The sequence below is a fragment of the Myxococcaceae bacterium JPH2 genome (assembly GCA_016458225.1).
Taxonomy (GTDB): domain Bacteria; phylum Myxococcota; class Myxococcia; order Myxococcales; family Myxococcaceae; genus Citreicoccus.
The window spans coordinates 539,857-557,272 of record JAEMGR010000001.1 but is presented as its reverse complement, the minus strand read 5'-3'; the positions used below and the strand labels follow the sequence as shown (position 1 = coordinate 557,272).

General features: G+C 71.0%; 15 protein-coding genes. 7 read left to right on the top strand and 8 right to left on the bottom strand.

Features of this window, described 5'->3' with window-relative positions:
* Positions 1–37: 37 nt before the first annotated feature.
* Entirely contained in the window at positions 38–2,206 is a 2,169-nt protein-coding gene (locus JGU66_02355; GenBank protein MBJ6759587.1) for a kelch-like protein, read from the top strand.
* A gap of 27 nt (positions 2,207–2,233) precedes the next feature.
* Here JGU66_02355 and JGU66_02350 read toward each other — a convergent pair whose 3' ends face one another.
* Positions 2,234–3,121 carry a DNA-binding protein gene (locus tag JGU66_02350; GenBank protein ID MBJ6759586.1) on the bottom strand — a complete coding sequence of 296 codons (888 nt, stop codon included), beginning with the start codon at positions 3,119–3,121 and terminating at the stop codon, positions 2,234–2,236.
* A 172-nt stretch (positions 3,122–3,293) separates the two neighbouring features.
* On the opposite strand from JGU66_02350, the gene JGU66_02345 reads away from it, so the two are divergent.
* A complete protein-coding gene (locus JGU66_02345) occupies positions 3,294–4,919 on the top strand; it encodes a peptide chain release factor 3 (protein ID MBJ6759585.1) in 1,626 nt (541 codons plus the stop codon).
* A 25-nt stretch (positions 4,920–4,944) separates the two neighbouring features.
* Here the strand turns inward: JGU66_02345 and JGU66_02340 are convergent, their stop codons facing one another.
* A complete protein-coding gene (locus JGU66_02340) occupies positions 4,945–5,487 on the bottom strand; it encodes a hypothetical protein (protein MBJ6759584.1) in 543 nt (180 codons plus the stop codon).
* A gap of 42 nt (positions 5,488–5,529) precedes the next feature.
* On the opposite strand from JGU66_02340, the gene JGU66_02335 reads away from it, so the two are divergent.
* A complete protein-coding gene (locus JGU66_02335) occupies positions 5,530–7,023 on the top strand; it encodes a carboxypeptidase M32 (GenBank protein ID MBJ6759583.1) in 1,494 nt (497 codons plus the stop codon).
* 6 nt (positions 7,024–7,029) lie between these two features.
* On the opposite strand, the gene JGU66_02330 is transcribed toward JGU66_02335, so the two are convergent.
* A complete protein-coding gene (locus tag JGU66_02330) occupies positions 7,030–7,386 on the bottom strand; it encodes a hypothetical protein (GenBank protein ID MBJ6759582.1) in 357 nt (118 codons plus the stop codon).
* 87 nt (positions 7,387–7,473) lie between these two features.
* Between JGU66_02330 and JGU66_02325 the strand changes: the two genes are divergently transcribed.
* Positions 7,474–8,115, top strand: a complete 642-nt coding sequence (locus JGU66_02325) for a class I SAM-dependent methyltransferase (protein MBJ6759581.1) — start codon at positions 7,474–7,476, stop codon at positions 8,113–8,115.
* 4 nt (positions 8,116–8,119) lie between these two features.
* Here the strand turns inward: JGU66_02325 and JGU66_02320 are convergent, their stop codons facing one another.
* Positions 8,120–9,289, bottom strand: coding sequence for a ribonuclease D (locus JGU66_02320; GenBank protein ID MBJ6759580.1), 1,170 nt, complete (start codon positions 9,287–9,289; stop codon positions 8,120–8,122).
* Between the two features lie 65 nt (positions 9,290–9,354).
* On the opposite strand from JGU66_02320, the gene ttcA reads away from it, so the two are divergent.
* Genes ttcA through JGU66_02305 form a run of 3 tightly spaced genes read left to right on the top strand, consistent with a single transcriptional unit; the run spans position 9,355 to position 11,830 of the window.
* Positions 9,355–10,191: a tRNA 2-thiocytidine(32) synthetase TtcA gene (gene ttcA / locus JGU66_02315; protein MBJ6759579.1), complete on the top strand. Its 837-nt coding sequence runs from the start codon at positions 9,355–9,357 to the stop codon at positions 10,189–10,191.
* Positions 10,170–10,994 (top strand): TerB family tellurite resistance protein, encoded by an 825-nt coding sequence (locus JGU66_02310; protein ID MBJ6759578.1) that lies wholly within the window; start codon positions 10,170–10,172, stop codon positions 10,992–10,994. The genes ttcA and JGU66_02310 overlap by 22 nt, the downstream gene beginning before the upstream one ends.
* 11 nt (positions 10,995–11,005) lie before the next feature.
* Complete coding sequence (locus JGU66_02305; GenBank protein ID MBJ6759577.1) at positions 11,006–11,830, top strand: phosphate/phosphite/phosphonate ABC transporter substrate-binding protein; 825 nt, start codon at positions 11,006–11,008, stop codon at positions 11,828–11,830.
* A 10-nt stretch (positions 11,831–11,840) separates the two neighbouring features.
* Here JGU66_02305 and JGU66_02300 read toward each other — a convergent pair whose 3' ends face one another.
* The 4 genes from JGU66_02300 to JGU66_02285 all read right to left on the bottom strand — a co-directional run bounded on the left by JGU66_02300 (position 11,841) and on the right by JGU66_02285 (position 17,338).
* Positions 11,841–12,986, bottom strand: coding sequence for a serine/threonine protein kinase (locus tag JGU66_02300; protein MBJ6759576.1), 1,146 nt, complete (start codon positions 12,984–12,986; stop codon positions 11,841–11,843).
* Positions 12,987–13,053: 67 nt separating this feature from the next.
* Entirely contained in the window at positions 13,054–16,047 is a 2,994-nt protein-coding gene (locus JGU66_02295; protein ID MBJ6759575.1) for a choice-of-anchor D domain-containing protein, read from the bottom strand.
* A 210-nt stretch (positions 16,048–16,257) separates the two neighbouring features.
* Positions 16,258–17,115, bottom strand: a complete 858-nt coding sequence (locus tag JGU66_02290) for an alpha/beta hydrolase (GenBank protein MBJ6759574.1) — start codon at positions 17,113–17,115, stop codon at positions 16,258–16,260.
* Between the two features lie 43 nt (positions 17,116–17,158).
* Positions 17,159–17,338, bottom strand: coding sequence for a hypothetical protein (locus tag JGU66_02285; GenBank protein ID MBJ6759573.1), 180 nt, complete (start codon positions 17,336–17,338; stop codon positions 17,159–17,161).
* Positions 17,339–17,416 lie beyond the last annotated feature (78 nt).

Genomic DNA, 17,416 nt, shown 5'->3' with positions numbered 1-17,416 from the left:
CCTGGCCGCGCTTTGCTGATTCGAAGGACTCCCCCTCATGAAGAACCTGGTCTGGCTCGGCTGGATGGCCGGGCTCGCGCTCGTCGTGTCTGCCTGCGCACCTGATGATGCACTCCGGGCCCCCGAGCCCGGTCACGCGCGGGCCCGCCTGGACGACGCCTCCACCTGGACTTCCACTGCACCCATGGGCACCGCGCGCGTGGACCACAGCGCGACGCTCCTTCGCTCGGGCTATGTGCTGGTGGCGGGCGGCGCCACCGCCAACGCCGAGCTGTATGACCCGCGCCTCAGTCGCTGGTACGCGCTGCCGGCCATGAGCGCGTTCCGGCAGCGGCACACCGCCACGCTGCTTCCGTCCGGCAAGGTGCTCGTGGCGGGCGGCAATGCCTCCACGCAAGCGGTGGGCACCGCGGAGGTCTACGACCCGGACAGCTACTCCTGGACGCTCACGGCCTCGTTCGATGCGCCGCGCAGCCAGCACACCGCCACGTTGTTGGGCAACGGCAAGGTCCTCCTGGTGGGCGGTGACAATGGCTCCGGGAAGGCGCTGGCCACGGCGCTGCTCTTCGATGCGACCACCTCCGCGTGGACGGCCACGGGCGGTCTCGCCGCGGCGCGGCTGGGACACGGCGCCACGCTGCTGCCTTCAGGGCAGGTGCTGGTGACGGGCGGGCGCTCCGCGGCGAGCGGCGAGGTGCTCACCAGCGCGGAGCTGTATGACCCGGCGACGGGCCAGTGGCGGAGCGTGGCCTCCATGAACCTGCCGCGCGTGGGGCACACGTCCACGCTGCTCCTGTCCGGCAAGGTGCTGGTGGCGGGCGGCTTCGCGGGCAGCCTCGCCACCTCGAGTTCCGAGGTGTTCGACCCGGCCACGGGGCAGTGGACGCGGACGGGCGAGCTGCCCACCGCGTGCGCGCTGCACACCGCCACGCTGCTCGCGTCCGGACAGGTGCTGGTGGCGGGCGGCTCCAGCGGCGGCTCGTCGTACCTGGACGGCGCGGCGCTGTTCGACCCGGCCACGGGCGCCTGGAGCGCCACGCACTCCATGACGGCGCGGCGCGGCGGGCACACCGCCACGCTGCTGCCCTCCGGGGAGGTGTTCGCCACGGGCGGCGTGCCCGAGGCTGGCACCCGCCACGCATCCACGGAGCGCTACCACCCGCCCGTGCTGCCATGGCAGCCCACCACGGGCATGGCCTTGTCGCGCGCGCAACACACGGCGGTGACGCTTGCGACCGGGCAGGTGCTCGTCGCGGGGGGCACGGGCACGAGCGGCGAGGCGCTGCTGGCCTCGGAGCTGTACGACGAGCAGCGCGGGACGTGGACCGCCACGGGCCCGCTGGGCGCGAAGCGCTTCTTGCACTCGGCCACGGTGCTCGGCTCCGGCGGCGTGCTGGTGGTGGGGGGGCAGGCCGACGCGACCACGTACCTGTCGAGCGCGGAGCTGTATGACCCGCAGCGCGGCGCGTGGACGCCGGTGCCGAGCATGTCGGTGCGTCGCGCGCGGCACACGGCCACGGTGCTGCGCTCGGGGCAGGTGCTGGTGACGGGCGGTTGGACGGGCGCGTCCACCTCCTCGAACCTGTCTGTCACGGAGCTCTATGACCCCGGGCTCGGGAAGTGGTCGACGGTGGGCGCGATGACCAAGGCGCGCGCCTTCCACACCGCGACGCTGCTCGACTCGGGGCTCGTGTTGGTGACGGGCGGCACCACGCCCGAGGGCGACGTGGCCACCGCCAGCGCCGAGCTGTACGACCCGGCCTCGGGAACGTGGCGCGCGACGGGCAGCATGACGATGCCGCGCTACGGACACGTGGCGATGCCGCTCGCGTCCGGCCGGGTGCTGGTGGTGGGCGGCTGGGGTCAGGGCGGCGCGCTGCGCTCGGCGGAGATTTATGACCCGCTCACGGGGCTGTGGACGCCCGTGGCCGCCATGGGCTTCCCGCGCTACGCGCCGCGCGCCACGGTGCTGGCCACCGGTCGGGTGCTGGTGGTGACGGGCGACGGTGGCAGCGAGCTGGGCATGCTCGACTCCGCCGAGGCCTTCGACCCGAACACCGGGCTCTGGTCTCCCGCGGGCACGCTGTCCGCGCGCAGCACGCAGAACGACGTGACGCTGCTGCGCTCCGGACGCGTCCTCGTTCCCGGGGGCTACGGCTCCAGCGGCGCGCTCTCCACCTCGGAGCTGTATGTCCCAGCGGGGTGAGGCGCGGCGGTCGTCCGGGCGTGGCGCTCAGTGAGAGACGGGCGAGGGCACCTCGGGGCCCCGCCCGTAGTACGCGAGGCACTCCGTCTCGCGCCCCCGCACCACGCGCAGTCCTTCCAGCGGGCCGCTTCGCGCGGTGACCACGGTGCACTGTCCGCCCGCATCCTCGCGCTCGTAGTAGAGGACCACCCAGTCGTGGGTGGTGCCCTGCTGGTGCGCCAGCGCGGTGTTGGAGAAGAGGGCTCGCATGGCCCAGCCCTCCACCGTGCGGCTGAACACCGGGAGCCACGCCTCGCCCGAGGGATTGAAGCGCCGGGGCGCGATGCGCCGCAGCGTCCCCGCCTCCGCGCGCTGGCGGTACTCCTGGTCCACCTGAAGCAGCAGGGCGACGTCCGGCGCGGGGCTCTCCATGGGCCCGATGTCTCCGGCTCGGCGGGAGCGGCTCAGCCTCGCCGAGAGCAGCTCGCGGACCTGCTCGGCGCGCCGGGGTCCGAAGCCCTCCACGCGCTCCAGCCGGCCGTCGTGCGCCGCCTGCTCCAGCTCCTCCAGCGTGGACACACCCAGGGTGTCGTGGATGCGGTGGGCCAGCTCCGGCCCCAGCCCGGGCACGCTGGCGAGCAGGGCCTCGGGAGACACCTCCGCCTCCAGCCGCTGGAGCAGGGCCAGGTGCCCGGTGTGCACCCACTCGGCGATGGCCGCCGCGATGCTCTTGCCCACCCCGGGCAGCTTTCGCAGCCCGGCCTCACCGTCCGCGGCGAGCAGGTCCGCCACCGAGCTGGGCCACTGCGCGACGGAGCGCGCGGCGTTGCGATACGCCGTCACGCGGAAGGGCATGGCGTCCTGGGTCTCCAGCAGGTCCGCCACGCGCTCCAGCGTGTCCGCGATGTCGACGTTGCTCTTCCATCCCACGGCCATGGCGCCCCTGAAGATGGGGCGGCCCTCGTCGTCCCGCTACCCACCGCGTGGGACGGGGAAGCGCTGTTTCCTCGGAGGGGCGGGGGCTCGGCCCCAGGGCGGGGGACAGGCCGGGCGGGTGCGCGCTGCTTGCAAGCTGCAAGGAACGACGGCCCGTGATAGTTGCCCCCGGATGACGGCCAATGAGCTCGAGCGGGAGGTCGCCCGGCGGCGCACCTTCGCGATCATCTCCCACCCCGACGCGGGCAAGACGACCCTCACCGAGAAGCTGCTGCTCTACGGCGGCGCCATCCACCTGGCCGGCAGCGTGAAGGCCAAGCGGGCGCGGCGGCACGCCACCAGTGACTGGATGGAGCTGGAGAAGGAGCGCGGCATCTCCGTCACCTCCTCGGTGCTCCAGTTCGTCTACCGCGACCATGCGGTCAACCTGCTGGACACGCCGGGCCACCAGGACTTCTCCGAGGACACGTACCGCACGCTGAGCGCGGCGGACTCCGCGGTGATGCTCATCGACGCCGCCAAGGGCGTGGAGCCGCAGACCAAGAAGCTCTTCAAGGTCTGTCGCATGCGCGGCATCCCCATCTTCACCTTCGTCAACAAGCTGGACCGCTTCGGTCGCGAGCCGCTGGAGTTGATGAACGAGCTGGAGCAGGTGCTCGGCATCCGCTCGTACCCGATGAACTGGCCCATTGGCATGGGGCCCGAGTTCCGCGGCGTCTACGAGCGCCAGAACCGCGTGGTGCACGTGTTCTCCTCCGAGGGCTCGCATGGTGAGTCCGAGGTGTCCGAGCGCTCGGTGTCCATCGACTCGGATGAAATCCGCACGGTGCTCACCGAGGCCGAGCTGGCGAAGCTGCACGAGGACATCGAGCTGCTCGACATCGGCGGAGACGAGTTCACCCGCGCCAAGTGCGACGCGGGTCAGCTGTCGCCCATGTTCTTCGGCAGCGCCATGACGAACTTCGGCGTGCGGCCCTTCCTGGACGCGTTCCTGGACCTGGCCCCGGCGCCCGCGGGGCGCACCACGCGCGGCGGCACGCGCGAGCCGTCCAACCCGAAGTTCGCCGGCTTCGTCTTCAAGATTCAGGCGAACATGGACCCGGCGCACCGCGACCGCATCGCGTTCATGCGCGTGGTGAGCGGACGCTACGTGAAGGGCATGAGCGCCTACCACTCGCGCCTGGGCAAGGAAGTGCGGCTCGCCAAGCCCAGCCAGTTCCTCGCCGCCGAGCGCACCGCCATCGAGGACGCGTGGCCGGGCGACGTCATCGGCTTGTTCGACCCGGGCCAGTACCGCATCGGCGACACGCTGGCCGAGGGCAACGAGGTGGAGTTCGAGGGCGTGCCGCGCTTCAGCCCCGAGTACTTCGCCATCGTCCGCTCCAAGGACCCCCTGCGCCGCAAGCAGATGGAGAAGGGCCTGGAGCAGCTCTCCGAGGAGGGCACGGTGCAGATCTTCCAGCAGCTCGGGATGGGCATGAAGGACCCCATCGCGGGCGTGGTCGGCGCGCTCCAGTTCGAAGTGCTGCAGTACCGCCTGGAGCACGAGTACGGCGCGCGCATCGCGTTGGACCGGCTGCCGTTCAGCCACGCGCGCTGGGTGGTGGGCTCCAACTTCGAGGCCAAGTCCTTCGACTGGGAGGGCAACCGCCAGACGGTGCAGGACCGCGACGGATTGCCGCTGGTCCTCTTCCGCGATGACTGGGCGCTCCAGCACGCCGAGGAGAAGCACCCGGAGCTGAAGTTCCTCTCCGAGGCGCCCATGGTGCGCGGGGGCGTCGCGGTCATCGACTCCTGAGTCTCTGGGGCCGGCGCGGTGGGGCCTACTTGTAGGGCGCCACCGTGCCCCCGCGGAACGCGGAGTCTCGCAGGACCAGCCCTTCCTTGAAGAGGCGCGCGGCCTTGGGGCCCACGAGGAAGCCCTTGGGCTCGCCCTTGCGGAAGGTCTTCTTCACGTACTCCTCCACCTCCAGGTACAGGCGGCGGAAGCGGTCCGGTGCCGCGTCCCGGCGGCCCGTCTGGGCGGTGACTTCCAGCTCGGCCCACATCTGCCCGTTGAGCAGCTCCCCTGCCTCGTTGAGGCGCGAGCGCTCCAGGAAGATGACGGGCGAGCGCACCTCGTCGATGCGCCACGCGCCCTTGTCCGGGCCGCGCTTCACCTTGTCCACCAGGGCGGGGCCAATGTCGCTGGCCACCAGGTAGACGTCCTCGGGAGGCACGTGGGGCAGGTTCTCCTGGGTGGCGCGGAAGGGCGTCCAGTCCTGGGGCACGCGCCGGGGGTACACCTCCAGGACGTGTCGCTCCAGGAAGCGGAAGAAGGCGACCTCGTCGTCGGGTGCCATGAAGAAGCGGAGGATGTTGGCCATCGCGCGGCCCTCTTACCTTGGATGCGCGCTAGAAACACGCCCATGGACACCTGGCTGCTTCACCGCATGCGCGAACTGCGCGACCTTCAAGGCGTCATTGGCCTGGCCACCTGGGACCAGGAGACGTACCTGCCCGCCAAGGCGGGGCCGGCCCGCGCCTCCCAGCTCTCCACCCTCCGGGGCCTGTACCACGAGCGATTGGTGGACCCGCGCCTGGGGGACGCGCTGGCCCAGGCGGCCACCCAGGCAGACCTGTCCGCGGATTCGCGCGCCATGGTGCGCGTGCTCACCCGCGAGCGGGACCGGCAGGTTCGCGTCCCCGGCGCGCTCGTGAAGGCCCTGGCCGAGGCGCAGGGCAAGTCCCTGCACGCCTGGCGCGAGGCCCGCATCCAGAAGCGCTTCTCCCTCTTCCAGCCCCACCTGGCGCGCGTGCTGGAGATCCGCCGCGAGCAGGCGGACGCCTACGGCCACGACGGCGAGCGCTATGACGCCCTCCTGGAGGGATACGAGCCCGGCATGCGCGTGGCGCGCCTGACGCCGGTGCTCACCGCGCTGCGCGAGAAGCTCATCCCCATGGTGGCCACGCTCGCGTCCGCGCAGCGCGCCCGCCCGGCCCTGTTCGATGGCCGCCGCTATCCGCAGGACGCGCAGTGGGCCTTCACGATGCGCCTCTTGAAGGACGTGGGCTTCGACCTGGAGGCGGGGCGCCAGGACCTGAGCATCCACCCGTTCACCGGCGGCACGCACGCGCTCGACGTCCGGCTCACCACGCATGTGGACGAGGCCAACCCGCTGCCCGCCCTCTTCAGCACCATCCACGAGGCGGGCCACGGCCTGTACGAGCAGGGCTTCTCCCCCGAGCACCACGGCACGCCCCTGGCCGTCGCGCCCTCCATGGGCCTGCACGAGTCCCAGTCGCGGCTGTGGGAGAACCTGGTGGGCCGCAGCCGTCCCTTCTGGGAGCACTACTATCCGCACCTGCGCGCGGCGTTCCCGGAGGCGCTGGCCGGTGTGGACGTGGACACCTTCCACGGCGTCATCAACCACGTCGCGCCGTCGCTCATCCGCATCGACGCGGACGAGGTGACGTACAACCTCCACATCGCCCTGCGCTACGAGCTGGAGCTGCTGCTCATCCGCGACGCGCTCCCGCTCGACGATCTGCCCGCCGCCTGGAACGAGCGCATGCGCCACTATCTGGGCATCACCCCGCCGGACGACACGCGCGGCGTGCTCCAGGACATCCACTGGGCCTGGGGTGAGTTCGGCTACTTCCCCACGTACACGTTGGGCAATCTCTACGCGGCGTCCCTCCACCGCGCCGCGCGGCGCGCCATCCCGGACCTGGAGGGGCACCTGTCCCGCGGCGAACTGTTGCCCCTGCGCGACTGGCTGCGCACCCACGTCCACGCGCACGGCTTCCGCACGCCCGCGGAGGAGCGGGTGCGCGACATCACCGGCCAGGGACTCACCGACGCCGACTTCCTCGCCTATCTGCGGGACAAGTACGGCGCGCTCTCCGGCGTGGCGCTGTAGGCCGCGTCAGGGAGGAAACACCAGCGGCTGGCACGCGCGCGCCAGTTGGAGCGCGTCCCGTGCCAGCGCGCACGCGGCGGGGTCATCCGGACGGAGCCACGTCGCGCGCGCCACCTGGTTGCCCAGCTCGAAGCACAGGCTCGCCGTGTGCCGCACCAGCCGGCTCTCCTTGCGGAGCGCGCGCACGTTGAGTTCGCACAGCTCCGCACACTGCCTCAACAGCCGCACCGTCGTGTCGTCCGGGCGCAGCCCTCGGCGCAGCAGACACGCCACGCCTTGCTCGCAGGCCCGCTGACATTGGGTGCTTGCGTCGATGCACCGGGTGACTTCCGCACGCGTGCCGCACGGTCTGGCGCCGAGCATGGCCATGCACCTCCCACCAGTGGACACAACGGTAGGGCCGCGCGCGCGCGCGGCAACCCGAAGTGAGGCGCGTGTTAAACGGTGGCCATGGCACAGCTCACGCTTGTCCCCCCAGACATCGAGGCCTACGCGGAAGCCCATACCGAGCACGTCTCCCCGCTGCTGGAGGAGCTGCGCGAGCTGACGTACGCCGAGGTCGCGTCGCCGCACATGCAGGTGGGACGTATGGAAGGCACCTTCCTGCGCCTCCTGGTGGCCCTGCTCCAGGCGCGGCGGGTGCTGGAGCTCGGCACCTTCACGGGCTACTCGGCGCTGTGCATGGCCGAGGCGCTCCCGGCGGACGGGGAGCTCATCACCTGCGACCTCAACCCGAGCGTGGCGGAGGTGGCCCGGCGCTTCTTCGCGAGGAGCCCGCATGGGCACAAGGTCCACCTGCGGCTCGGGCCCGCGCTGGAGACGCTGGCCACGCTGAAGGGCCCGTTCGACCTGGCCTTCATCGACGCGGACAAGGGCAACTACGCCGCGTACTACGACGCGGTGCTGCCGCTGTTGCGCCCCGGCGGACTGGTGGTGGCGGACAACGTGCTGTGGAGCGGCCGGGTCCTCCAGCCGGAGTCCGCGCAGGACCACGCCATCGTCGCCTTCAACCAGAAGGTGGCCGCGGATCCGCGCGTGGAGAAGGTGATGCTCACCGTGCGCGACGGCATGTTGCTGGCGCGCAAGCGCTGAGGCTTCAGCCGCCCAGCACGGGCAGGGGCGCCAGCAGCGCGAGCAGCTCCTGCCCGTAGAGGCGCACCCGCTTCTCGCCCAGGTAGGGCAGGGTGGCCAGCTCCTCCAGCGTTGCGGGCGGACGCGCGGCCAGGGCCTCCAGCAGGGGATTGGTGAGCACCGCGCTGGGCGTCACCTTGCGCGCGAGCGCCTTCTCCACGCGGAACGCCTTGAGCGCCTCCTCGCGCTTGCGGCGATTGGGGTCGCGCGGGCCGCGGGGCTCGGCGTCGGTCTCCAGCTCGCCTCGGCGCGCCTTCTCCAACTGCTCGCGGATGAGGGTGAGCACCTCGTCGCCGTGGGCGCGCACGAAGGCGCCTCGCACGCCGGCGGCGCGCGCCAGCTCCCGCGGATTGCTGGGGGGCTTCACCGCCAGGTCCGTCACGGCCATGTTGGACAGCATGCGGCCCATGGGCACGTTGTCCTGCTCGGCCCACTCCAGGCGCTTGCGGTGCAGGGCCTGGGCGATGGCGTTCGCCAGGGCGAGCTGCGCCGTGGACAGGCCCGAGCGCGGCAGCTTGGGCTTGAAGTCCGCGCCCACGTCCGGCCGGGCCACGGCCTCGTCGCACATGCGGGTGCAGTCGAGCAGCACCTCTTCGAGGATGTCCGCCTCGCGGCAGGCCTCTCGCACCTGGCGGCCCAGCTCGCAGAGGTAGCGCACGTCGTTGGCGATGTAGTCGCGCATGCCGGGCGGCAGCGGGCGCAGCGAGAAGTCCGACTGCTGGTGCTCCTTGGGCAGCTCCACGCCCAGCCGCTCGCGCGCCAGGTCCGCCAGCCCCACCTTGGGCCAGCCCAAGAGCGTCGCGGCGCGGTGGGTGTCGAAGAGGCCGCGCACCCGCACGCCCACCTCGGCGAGGAACTGGAGGTCCCCCTGCGCGGCGTGGAAGTACTTGGTGCGCGCCGGGTCGGCCATCAGCGAGGCGAGCAGGCTGGCGTCCACGCCCGGCTGGAGCGTGTCCAGGAGGAAGACTTCCGAATCGGTGGCGAGCTGGAGGAAGCACAGCCGGGCGCGGAAGGCGTGCATCGAGTCCGCCTCCAGGTCCACGGCGACTTCGGGCGCGGCCTCCAGCGCACGGACGGCGGCCTGGGCCCCCGGTGCATCCACTACGTCCAAGGCACCCTGCGGGAAGGTTGGCATCGCGTTCGGCAGGCTAGCGGACCGGCGCTCCTGATTGACGTGTTTTTTCCCGGGCCGTGGCTAGGATGGCCGCGCCGATGAATGACGTCCAGCGTCTGGAAAAGAGTCTGCTTGGCCACATGGGCCGAGCCATCGCGGACTACCGCCTCATCGAGGCGGGGGACCGCATCATGGTGGGTGTATCCGGAGGCAAGGACTCCTACACGATGCTTCACCTGCTGCGACAGCTGCAGCAGCGCGCGCCAGTGAAGTTCGACTTGCTCGCCGTCAACCTGGACCAGGGGCACCCTGGCTTCCCGGCGGACAAGCTGGAGGGCTGGTTCCAGAAGGAGGGCTACGCCTACAAGATGCTGAAGGAGGACACCTACAGCATCGTCCTGGAGAAGACGCCGCCGGGCAAGACGCAGTGCTCGGTGTGCTCCCGGCTGCGCCGGGGCATCCTCTACACGGCGGCGGTGGAGCTGGGCTGCACGAAGATTGCCCTGGGGCACCACCGGGACGACCTCATCCACACGATGCTGCTCAACATGTTCTTCGCGGGCAGCCTCAAGGCCATGCCGCCGCTCTTGCGCAGCGACGACGGGCGCAACGTGGTCATCCGCCCGCTGTGCCTGGCGCCGGAGAAGGACATCGCCAAGTTCGCGGAGCTGATGCAGTTCCCCATCATCCCCTGTGACTTGTGCGGCTCGCAGGAGAACCTCCAGCGCAAGCGGATGCAGAAGCTGGTGGAGGACCTGGGGCGCGAGATTCCCAACGTGCGCCAGAGCCTGCTCAACGCGATGTCCAACGTGCGCCCCACGCACCTGCTCGACCAGACGCTCAATCCGGATCCGCTGAATTCCCCCACCCCAACCGACGACACGCAAGGGAGCGCCAGTCCATGGCTCGAGAGCAGGCAATGAGTGCGCGCAGGGAGCGCAACGCCGCGCTGGTGGAGGTGATGCTGCTGGCGGCCATGGCCGACGGTCGGGTGTCGCAGCGCGAGCTCCAGACGTTGCTGGCCCGGGTGCTGGAGCGCCCCGAGTTCGAGGGCACCCGGCCCGAGGAGCTGAACCAGCTGGTGGAGTCCAGCGCGCAGCGGCTGGCCCAGGCCAAGAACCTGGAGACGGTGCTGGCGTCGCTGCGCAAGCGCCTGCCGGACCACCGCAACCGGATGCTGGCCTTCGGGCTGGCGGCGGCCGTGGCGCTGGCGGATCAGCGCGCCACCCGCGACGAGCTGGGCCTCCTGAAGACGTTCCAGGCCGCGCTCGGCATCTCCGAGGACGAGGTCGCGCAGATCATCGACGTCATCGAGCAGGGCGGCAGCCTGGCCGAGGCGCTGGGGGAGCCGCTGGAGCGCCTCTACGCCGAGGTGATGGTGCTGGTGCTCGCCGCGGACGGCCAGCTGAAGGAGGCCGAGGCGCGCTCGATGGTGGAGAGCTTCGCGGCGGATCCGCTCTTCCAGAACGTCAGCCCGGAGCGCGCGCAGGGCTTCGTCAGCGAGGCCGTGGTGGCGCTCTCGGCGGAGGGCCTGCCGCACCGGCTGCACGTGCTGTCGCAGGGACTCTCCACCCACGCGCAGCGGGTGAAGGCCTTCCGGCTGGCCACGAAGATTGCCCACGCGTCGGGTCGCACGAGCACGGCGGAGCAGAAAATCCTCGATTTGCTCCAGGCGACCTTCGGGCTCGCCGATGACGAAGTGGCGCGCCTGGGCTGGGAGGGGTAAGCAGGGTCTACATGACCGTGCACGTTCCCCCCACGTCGCGTCACTCCTTTCGTTTCGGGCTGCCGCCCTCGCTGGGCAGTGAGATGGCGAGGGAGCGCGCCGAGCGGCTCTCCGCCTTTCTCCAGCGGGCGCTGGGAAAGCTGGTCGAGGTCTCGATGGCGCCCAGCTACGAGACGCTCGCCAAGGACCTGTTGTCCGGGCGGGCGGACGCGGCCTGGGCGCCTCCGTTCGTGTGCGCGCGCATGGAGGCCATGGGCGTGCGGGTGCTGGTGCGCGGGGTGCGCCGGGGCATGTCCAGCTACCGCTCCGCGCTGGTGTGCCGGGCGGGCGCGGGCCTCTCGGTGGAGCGCCTCAAGGGGACGAACGCGGCCTGGGTGGACCGGGACGCGGTGGGCGGCTACCTCCTGCCCACGGCCTACTTGAAGACGCAGGGCCTGGAGCCCGCGCGGGCCTTCGCGGCGCAGCACTTCACGGGCTCGTACCGGGGCGCGCTGGAGGCGGTGCTCGAGGGCAAGGCGGACGTGACGAGCATCTTCTGTCCCCCTGCCTCCACGGGTCTCACCTTCGCCACGGGCGTGGAGGACGTGCTGGGTCCGGGCGCGGGCGCTCGCTTCGAGCTCATCGCCTACACCGACGAGGCGCCCAATGACGGGGTGCCGGTGGCCATGGGCCTGGCGCCGCAGCTGGTGACGACGCTCGAGTCCGCGCTGCTGGGGCTTCAGGCCGCGCCGGACGGTCAGGCGCTCTTGCGCGACATCTTCAACGCGGAGCGCTTCGAGGTCGCGCCGCGCATGGGCTACCGCGCGCTGTACCGCGTGGCGCTCGCGAGTCTCTAAGGGCCGCGCCCTACTTGTCGGGTTCCGAAGGGCCGAGCTTCGCGGGACGCTTCACCGGGGTGGCGCCGTCGTCCGCGCTCTTGGCGGGCTTGGGCAGGGCGCGCGCCTTGGGCGCCGACTTGGTGGCGGCCGCGGCGGCGGGCTTCGCGGGCGGTGGGGCCGCGGCGGCTTGCGCCTTGGCCGCGAGGCGCGGCTCGTAGTGGATGACGGTGGGCTCGGTGGCGAACCGGTCCTCCTCCAGCTCGGTCGCGTACAGCTCGCGCATGAAGGCGGCCAGGTGCGCGGTGGTGGCGTGCAGCTTCTCCTGGAGGAGGAACTCCTCGAGGGCCAGCTGCAGCTCGCCGGCGGTGGCGTAGCGCTCGTCGCGCTTGCGGGCCAGGGCCTTGAAGACGATGGCGTCCAGGCCCTTGGGGATGTCCGGCAGCAGCTCGGAAGGGGGCTGGATCTTCGCGCTCACCACGGCCTTGAGCGTGGACATCTCGTCCGCGCGCTTGAACAGGCGCATGCCGGTGAGCAGCTCGTAGAACACGGTGCCCAGGCCGAACACGTCGGAGCGGCAGTCCAGCGGCTCGCCGCGCGCCTGCTCCGGGGACATGTACGCGTGCTTGCCCTTGATGGTGCCCACCACCGTCTGGGACAGCTTGCCGGAGGCCTTGGCCACGCCGAAGTCGATGAGCTTCACGCCGCCGTTGAAGCCCACCAGCACGTTCTGCGGCGACACGTCCCGGTGGATGAGCGCGAGCTTGCGGCCCGAGGGGCTGCGCGCGTTGTGCGCGGCGTCGAGCCCGGCGGCCGCCTCGGCGATGACGCGGCACTTGAGCCCCAGCGGCATGCCGCCCTGGCGATGCGAGGCCCGGGTCATCAGCGTGCCGAGCGCCTCGCCCTGCACGTACTCCATGGCGATGTAGTACTGCCCATCCACGTCGCCCAGCTCGTAGATCTGCGCGATGTTGGGATGGTTGAGGAGCGCGGCGATGCGCGCCTCGTCCAGGAACATGTCGAGGAACTCGTCGTCCTCGGACAGGTGCGGCAGCAGCCGCTTCACCACGAGGAGCTTCTGGAATCCGACGGGCCCCTTCTGGCGGGCCAGATAAACGGCTCCCATGCCACCGATGGCCAGCTTGCGCAGCAGCTCGTAGCGCCCGAACGTTTCCACTTCGACCCGCAGACTAGCCGCGCCGGGCCCGAGGGCGGAAGCCTTCGATCGGCCTTTTGTGCCGAGCTCACGGCGCCTTGCAGGTGCTCCGGTAGGAGATCTCCACGGACTGGCCGGCCCGGGGCGTGTCCCCCGGGTGGAAGTGGATGGCGTTGCGCTTCGCGTCGTAAGTCCACATCTCGGCGGGCACTTCCTGCCCCTGCACGCGCACCGTCATCTCCGCGATGCCGGTGGGCGAGGCGCTGAGCGGGAAGTCCGTGTCGGGGTCGCCGGCGCGGGTGATGAGCGGATCCAACAGCACGCGGTAGTCGTCGTCGCAGATGGAGGCCAGCTCGCCGCCGGTGCCCTGGGCCACGGACATGAAGCGGTGGGCCACGCCGCCCGCCGTGGTGCAGCGCCCGTCGAGCGGCACCCACCCGTGGAGCTGGCTGCGGTGCATGCTGCCCGTGCCCTTGAGGGACTGGAGGAACTGCACGTAGCTGTCCGGCGCGAAGCCCGAGTGGTCATCCTCGTCCGCCAGCACCACCACCGCGAGCCGGGCCGCGGTGCGGAAGAAGCCCCAGTTGCCGTCATCGGGCTGGGGCGTGCGCGGATCATCCACCTGCTCGGCCAGGGGGGCGGACAGGGCCTGGCGCATCGTCTCCAGGCCCTGCACCAGGTTGTGGCACAGGCCCACGTCCAGGTTTGCCTGGATGATGGCCGCGGCGTTGGGGTTGGTGCTGGAGGCCACGCGCGGACGGCTGTTGTCCACGGGAATCAAGCGGCCCGCCTCGCCTCCGTTCGCGCCGCCGCCGCACGCGGGACCGCGCGGCACGAGCCCCGTGCTGGTGACGCCCACGCGCACGTCCACGTTCTGCTGGCGCGCGCGCTCCAGCCATCCCGGGATGGCGTCGCGCAGGCGCTGTTGGTACGGCTCCATGGTGGTGGTGTTGGAGACGACGAAGAGCACGTCGAGCTGGCTGGTGGCGCCCTGGGTGTAGTGGTCCACCTGGAGCCCCTCGTGGTTGGTCTCCGCTTGGAGCGGGATGAGGAAGGGCGTGGGCTCGGTGTCGGTGTGGAGGTAGAGCGGGCTGAAGTGCTGGCCGAGGATTCGCCGCTCGTAGCCCACCTCCAGCTCGAAGCCCTCGCCGGGCTTGAGGACGCGCGGCGTGGTGAAGGGCTTGAGCAGCGAGAACTGGGTGCTGGTGCCGTTGCCAATCTCGGCGCTGGCCACCGTGACGGGCTCGCCACATTGGTTGGACACGAGCGTGGTGCGCGGCGTGGCGGCGCAGTCGAAGCGGATGGCGCCGAAGTCCACGAACGCGGGCGCGGCGACGAGGCAGCTCTTCATGGACTGGCCGCGCAAGGGCAGCGTCACGGTGGGGTAGTTGGGATTGTTCACCGTCATCCGCAGCTCGCCCTCATAGACGCCGGCCGTGAGCGGCTTGAAGGCCACCATGGCGCTGAAGGCCGTGTCGTAGAGGACCACCCCGCCCGTGAGCGGTCCGCCCGGCATGAAGAAGGCGCCGCCCGCGTCCTTGGAGATGTGGATGTCCTTGACGGCGCACTCGGCGCCGCCGGGGTTGTGGAAGTAGAAGCCCAGCACCGCGCCCATGCCCGGCACCACGTTGCCGAAGTCCAGGCTGGGCTGGGGCAAGAGCTCGTAGACGCAGGGGCCGCTGGCGCGCGCCCGCCCCGTGAGCGTGATGGCGCGCTCGGGGTTGAACAGGTCATCCGATTGCACAACCAGCGTGGCGGACCAGGAGCCCTCCGCGCGCGGCTCGAAGTAGACCTTCAGCTCCAGGGCGTCGTCGCCGGGATTGATGGGCAGCGCGTCGGCTTGGAGCGCGGGCCAGGCGCCGGCCTTCCACGGGTAGCCCTGGGCGCCGCGCATGGGCACGTCCACGCTGAACTGAGGCGCGTCACCCTCGGCGCGCACGCCGAGCAGCTTCAGCGCGCCGTTGCTGCCCGCGTTGGTGATGCGGAGGATCTTCTCCAGCTTGCCGCCCACCGGCAGCTCGCCGAAGTCCATCACCACCGGCGCCACCGCCAGGGTGGGCCGACCGCCGCGCGCGTCGAGCACGACCTTGGATTCGCGCGGCTTGTCGGATTCGTAGTGCACCGTCAGGTCCCCGACGTTGGGGCCCGAGTAGCGCGCCGCGAACTCCATGCGCATCTGCACGACCTCACCGGGCTGCACGGTGACGCCGTCGGGTTTGGACAGCGCCACGAAGGCGCGGTCGCTGGTGGCCAGGCTGGAGATGATGACGGGGCGCCAGGTCACGTTGCGCGCCTGGGTGAAGGACTCGGTGCGCTCATGCACCGGGATTTGATCGAACGGCACGGGGGCCGGGTCGAACACGAACGCGCTGGGCACCGAGTTGCCGGTCAGCCCCACCTTCGAGGGCGTGCACGTCCCGCAGGACGTCACCTCCAGCCGCGCGCCCATGGTCCCCAGCGCATGCGGTGCATAGGTGGTGTTCACCTTCACGGTGGCGTGCGGCGGGATGGTGACGGTGTCTGGACTGAAGGGGTCGGGCACGTCGCCGCGCACCGTCAAGGTGAGGGGCAGGTCCACCGGGTTGGTGATGGTGACGTCGAGCGTGCGGTCGCTCTCCACCTCCAACGTCTGGAAGTCGAGGTCGGCCGGCTCCAATCCGATGTTCGTGGGCGTGCCCTGGCCATGCACCTCCACTTGCTGCGTGGTGCCCACGTTGGCGTCCGTGGACACATGCAGCATTTCCTCCTGCAGCCCCTCGCTCAGGGGATGGAAGCGCACCTGGACGATGTGAGACTCGCCGGGCATCACCCGGCCGCTGCCGTTGACCAGCTCCACCTGGTACGACGGGTTGCCTGCCAGCCCCAGCGCGTCGATGGCGAAGAAGGGCACGTAACCGACATTGCGGATGCGCACCTGCTTCTCTCGCCACTCGCCCACTGGGACGTCACCGAAGTCGATGGCGTCTGTGTCGAGCACGGCGGTCGCCTGGACCGAGCGGATCCGCGCGTTGTCGTGACACGCCATCCCTCCCAGCGCCAGGGCCGCCACCAACAGGGCCCGCCCCCTCACGCCCATCGTCATCGTCCGCTCCCCACCCTTGTCCCAACACACACACGGATGCTCAGGTCGCGTCAGCTCATCCCACCCCAATCAATTCGCGTACCAACGCGCGCGCGCTGACGCGGCGTCCAGAAATCAGGAGCTTGAGGGCGCGCCGCGGTTGTCCAGGCGATGGAGGGAAGCGGGATGTCCCCTCGGGGAAAGGTTTTCCCGTGGGCTTGTTTCCCGGCGTCAGGCGATGAAGGCGGCCAGCGCGCGGGCGGTGGCCTCGGGCTGCTCCATGTGGACGTGATGGCCGCCTGGCAGCACGAGCGGCGGCTGCGCCAACGTGCTCAGCGCCGCCATGCGCGAGTGGAGCCAGGAGGAGTCGGGCAGGAGTCCCTCGCTGCCTCGGATGAGCTGCACGGGGCAGGTGACGGTGGCCTCGATGGCCAGCCATTGCGCCTCGTCGAAGCCGTGGCCGAAGCGGCGGCGCTGGCGAGGATCGAACGTGAAGGTCAGTCCACCTTCGGGGTGCGGCTGGGTGCCGTGGCGAGCGAGCAGGAGAGCGGCGGACTCGGGCAGGGACGGCGTGTTCTCTCGCAGGCGCGCGGCGGCGGCCTCCACCGTGGGGTAGCGCTTGCGGTTGGGCGGCCGGCGCGAGTCCTCCAGGAAGCCGCGCAGGCGACCCACCGCGCCCTCGGCGGGACCTCCCCTCGGACCGAGGCTCTCGATGAGGGAGACGGACTTCACGCGGGCGGGGCGCGCGGCGGCATAGGCCAGCGCGACGATGCCGCCCAGCGAGTGGCCCACGAGGTGCGCGGACTCCAGGCCCAGCCCATCCAGCGCGGCCTCCACGTCCAGCAGGTGGTCCCCGAACTGATAGGAGGCGCCGAGCGGCGCGTGTCCGCTGCGCCCCATGCCGCGGAAGTCCAGCAGGCCCACGTGCCAGTGGGCGGGCAGGTATTCCAGCAGCGGATCAAAGCTGTGCGAGTGGTCCAGCCAGCCGTGCAGGAACAGCACGGCGGGCGAGCCCACCGCGTGGCGCTGGCGAAGGTGCAAGGAGAGGCCCTCGGCGGCGAGGGTCCGGGACTCGAAGGGTGCGGGCACGCGAGGCTCCTCGGCGTGCCTTAGCGCGTCGCTGGCGGGCTGCCTAGCGCCGCTCGGCGGGAGGACGGGGCGGGCCCCCCGAGTCCGGCTTGCCCAGCACCAGCGCGAGCTGCCGAGCCTGATTCTCCGTCGCGCACCGATACTCCTGCGTCTTCCCGTTGGGCCGCTCCAGGCGGATGACCCAGACGTCGTTCTCCTTCGTCACCATCGGGGCTTGCGACATGGTTCCCTCCCACGTCGCGGTGAAAGCATCCGCCATGCCGGCGCCAGGGCTTTCGATAAATGCCTGATATTCGGGGCC

What these genes read in the sequence shown, in the direction of transcription:
- JGU66_02355 (MBJ6759587.1), top strand. Translation starts at nt 38, where the DNA reads ATGAAGAACCTGGTCTGGCTCGGCTGGATGGCCGGGCTCGCGCTCGTC.
- JGU66_02350 (MBJ6759586.1), bottom strand. Translation starts at nt 3,121, where the DNA reads ATGGCCGTGGGATGGAAGAGCAACGTCGACATCGCGGACACGCTGGAG.
- JGU66_02345 (MBJ6759585.1), top strand. Translation starts at nt 3,294, where the DNA reads ATGACGGCCAATGAGCTCGAGCGGGAGGTCGCCCGGCGGCGCACCTTC.
- JGU66_02340 (MBJ6759584.1), bottom strand. Translation starts at nt 5,487, where the DNA reads ATGGCCAACATCCTCCGCTTCTTCATGGCACCCGACGACGAGGTCGCC.
- JGU66_02335 (MBJ6759583.1), top strand. Translation starts at nt 5,530, where the DNA reads ATGGACACCTGGCTGCTTCACCGCATGCGCGAACTGCGCGACCTTCAA.
- JGU66_02330 (MBJ6759582.1), bottom strand. Translation starts at nt 7,386, where the DNA reads ATGCTCGGCGCCAGACCGTGCGGCACGCGTGCGGAAGTCACCCGGTGC.
- JGU66_02325 (MBJ6759581.1), top strand. Translation starts at nt 7,474, where the DNA reads ATGGCACAGCTCACGCTTGTCCCCCCAGACATCGAGGCCTACGCGGAA.
- JGU66_02320 (MBJ6759580.1), bottom strand. Translation starts at nt 9,289, where the DNA reads ATGCCAACCTTCCCGCAGGGTGCCTTGGACGTAGTGGATGCACCGGGG.
- ttcA (MBJ6759579.1), top strand. Translation starts at nt 9,355, where the DNA reads ATGGCCGCGCCGATGAATGACGTCCAGCGTCTGGAAAAGAGTCTGCTT.
- JGU66_02310 (MBJ6759578.1), top strand. Translation starts at nt 10,170, where the DNA reads ATGGCTCGAGAGCAGGCAATGAGTGCGCGCAGGGAGCGCAACGCCGCG.
- JGU66_02305 (MBJ6759577.1), top strand. Translation starts at nt 11,006, where the DNA reads ATGACCGTGCACGTTCCCCCCACGTCGCGTCACTCCTTTCGTTTCGGG.
- JGU66_02295 (MBJ6759575.1), bottom strand. Translation starts at nt 16,047, where the DNA reads ATGACGATGGGCGTGAGGGGGCGGGCCCTGTTGGTGGCGGCCCTGGCG.
- JGU66_02285 (MBJ6759573.1), bottom strand. Translation starts at nt 17,338, where the DNA reads ATGTCGCAAGCCCCGATGGTGACGAAGGAGAACGACGTCTGGGTCATC.